Source organism: Microcoleus sp., assembly GCF_049646505.1.
In the GTDB taxonomy this organism is placed as follows: Bacteria; Cyanobacteriota; Cyanobacteriia; order Cyanobacteriales; family Microcoleaceae; genus Microcoleus.
Window position 1 is genome coordinate 1 of record NZ_JBARVX010000545.1, and the last position, 2,312, is coordinate 2,312.

Annotated in this window: 3 protein-coding genes; all 3 read right to left on the reverse strand. The window is 47.9% G+C overall.

All coding sequences use genetic code 11. From position 1 onward, the window contains the following. Nucleotides 1–887, reverse strand: an 887-nt coding sequence (aroF, locus tag WBA89_RS25800; protein WP_424410455.1) for a 3-deoxy-7-phosphoheptulonate synthase, incomplete at its 3' end; no start/stop codon positions are given. Nucleotides 888–1,121: 234 nt separating this feature from the next. Beyond that, a complete protein-coding gene (locus tag WBA89_RS25805; protein ID WP_424410456.1) occupies nt 1,122–1,586 on the reverse strand; it encodes a PAM68 family protein in 465 nt (154 codons plus the stop codon). A gap of 96 nt (nt 1,587–1,682) precedes the next feature. Then, complete coding sequence (gene rpsO / locus WBA89_RS25810) at nt 1,683–1,952, reverse strand: 30S ribosomal protein S15 (protein ID WP_424410458.1); 270 nt, start codon at nt 1,950–1,952, stop codon at nt 1,683–1,685. Between the last annotated feature and the right edge of the window lie 360 nt (nt 1,953–2,312).

A 2,312-nucleotide genomic window follows, 5' to 3' on the forward strand; every position in this document is an offset into this window, starting at 1 on the left:
GACGCAAATGCCATTGAAGGTACAAATTGCGCCCAACCGGTGCCGTGACTGGGGTCAACCATCACCGGTAAGTGAGTCAGGGTTCGCAATACTGGAACGGCCGACAAATCGAGGGTATTGCGCGTATACTGCCTGTCGTACCCGCGAATGCCGCGCTCGCACAAAATCACGTTGGGATTGCCAGAAGCCATGATATACTCGGCTGCCATCAACCATTCTTCAATGGTGGCGGAGATGCCGCGCTTCAGCAAAACTGGTTTGTCTTGAGCTCCGACTTTCTTCAACAGCGAGAAATTCTGCATATTTCGGGCTCCGACTTGGATTACGTCGGCTACTTCTACGATCGCACTTAAATCGGCCGCATCCATAACTTCGGTAATAATTCCCAAACCGCTAGCTTCCCGCGCCGCCGCCAGCAGTCCCAAAGCACTCTCGCCGTGTCCTTGAAAAGCGTAGGGGGAAGTTCTCGGTTTGTAGGCTCCACCGCGCAAAAATTGAGCGCCAGCAGCTTTGACGCGCATTGCCGTTTCGACAATCATTTCTTCGTTTTCGACCGAGCAAGGGCCTGCTACGACTGCGATCGGGTGATTTAGACCGATCGTCACAGTTCCCAAAGGAGTAGCGACTTCTACGGCGCTGGGTTCGCCTTGGCGGTATTCCAGACAAGCGCGTTTGTAGGGTTTTTCGACGCGCAGCACTTCTTCAATCCAGGTGCTCATTTCGCGAAGCTGCATCGGTTCGAGCTCGGCGGTGTCGCCGACTAAACCCATGACGACTTTGTAACGCCCGACGATTTTTTCTGGTGTCAAACCCCAGTTTGTGCGGAGCTCTTCGTCTAGTCGATCGATCTCGGCTTCTGGAGTGCCGGCTTTCATTACAATAATCATATTTTTTTTGCCTTCTCTGTTGGGCTAGACACGGATTATTACACGGATGCACTGAGAAAAATAGATGCTGCGGGCGATCGACAATCTATTTATATCAGTATTGTTAGCATTGTTGTGGGGTAGTTTTTTTTGCCTGCCCCAATACAAACCCTAGATGGTTAACAGCTTAGTTATTAACTAATGACCAATAACTAATGACTTAATGACTGATGACTGATGACTGATGACTAATGACTAACTTTTTGGTTTTGCGCCACGCCACGCTTCTCGCATCCGTCCAAAATTAGTATTGAATTCTTCCCACCCGATACTGCTTCCTGAAACTTCTTCATCCCAGGAAGCTGAAAGAACTCCGTAACTCAGTCCTAGAACGCCTAAACCAAAACAGCCCATACTTACTAATAATACTGCTGTGTTGGGTAGGTCAAACAAGCCCTTGCTGACAATTAAATAACTCACAAAAAATGTGGAAATTCCCAGGAGTGTCGGTACGCCGCAAAATAAGGCGATGCGCGATATCATGCGTTTGCTTACTACTTCTGGGATAGATTGTGACTGTTTGCCCCCGGTTTTTGGGGCTGGGGGCTGCTTGTCTTCGTTGACTGGGTTTTCTAGGGGTTCTGCGGGCTTTTTGGGCGTTTTTTTGCGATTTGCGATCGGTTCAAACGGTAAGCGCTGGCGGGGTGGTTCGGAGGACATATTTTATCTTTAACCTGAAATCTCGAACTTGTATTCAATAAATCTTGGTGTGTGTCCAAGGTTCTTGAATATTGTCGCAAATTTTCGCTTTGGTGTTTAGCCGCGAATGCCTAGACGCGCAATCAATGCTTTGTAGCGATCGACATTTTGCTTTTGGATGTAGGCTAGCAGGCGTTTGCGGCGGCTGATCATCATCATCAAACCGCGCCTGGATGCGAAGTCTTTTTGGTTGATTTTCAGGTGGGCGCTGAGTTTGCTGATGCGATCGCTCAGCATCGCGACTTGCAAGTCGGCGGAACCGGTGTCGGTTTCATGGGTTTGGTAGTCGCCCATGATTTCTAGTTTGCGCTGTTGTGTAAGTGCCATGAATTGATTTTATGTTTTTTTGTACGATGTCACAATCTGCAATTATACCACAGGCGATCGACAAGGGTGCAGCGTGCGGGATGAAATTTTTGCTGCCAAAGTTCGCATGGCGAGGTTCAATCCCCTTGCGGGGAAAAGTGAATTGCGACTCAAAATAAATCAACCAAAAAATAAAAAGAAACCGTTTTTCAAGTTTCAATCGCCTTGCGGGGAAAAGTGAATTGCGGCAATTTAGGATCTAAATTGAGGTTAAAGTTTCAATCCCCTTGCGGGGAAAAGTGAATTGCGACTGCTTGTCCTATATAACCTTGATTTTTAGCGAATGTTTCAATCCCCTTGCGGGGAAAAGTGAATTGCGAC

Bases quoted from the DNA above. Each gene is read 5' to 3' on its own strand.
- WBA89_RS25805 (WP_424410456.1), bottom strand. From the start codon at position 1,586: ATGTCCTCCGAACCACCCCGCCAGCGCTTACCGTTTGAACCGATCGCA.
- rpsO (WP_424410458.1), bottom strand. From the start codon at position 1,952: ATGGCACTTACACAACAGCGCAAACTAGAAATCATGGGCGACTACCAA.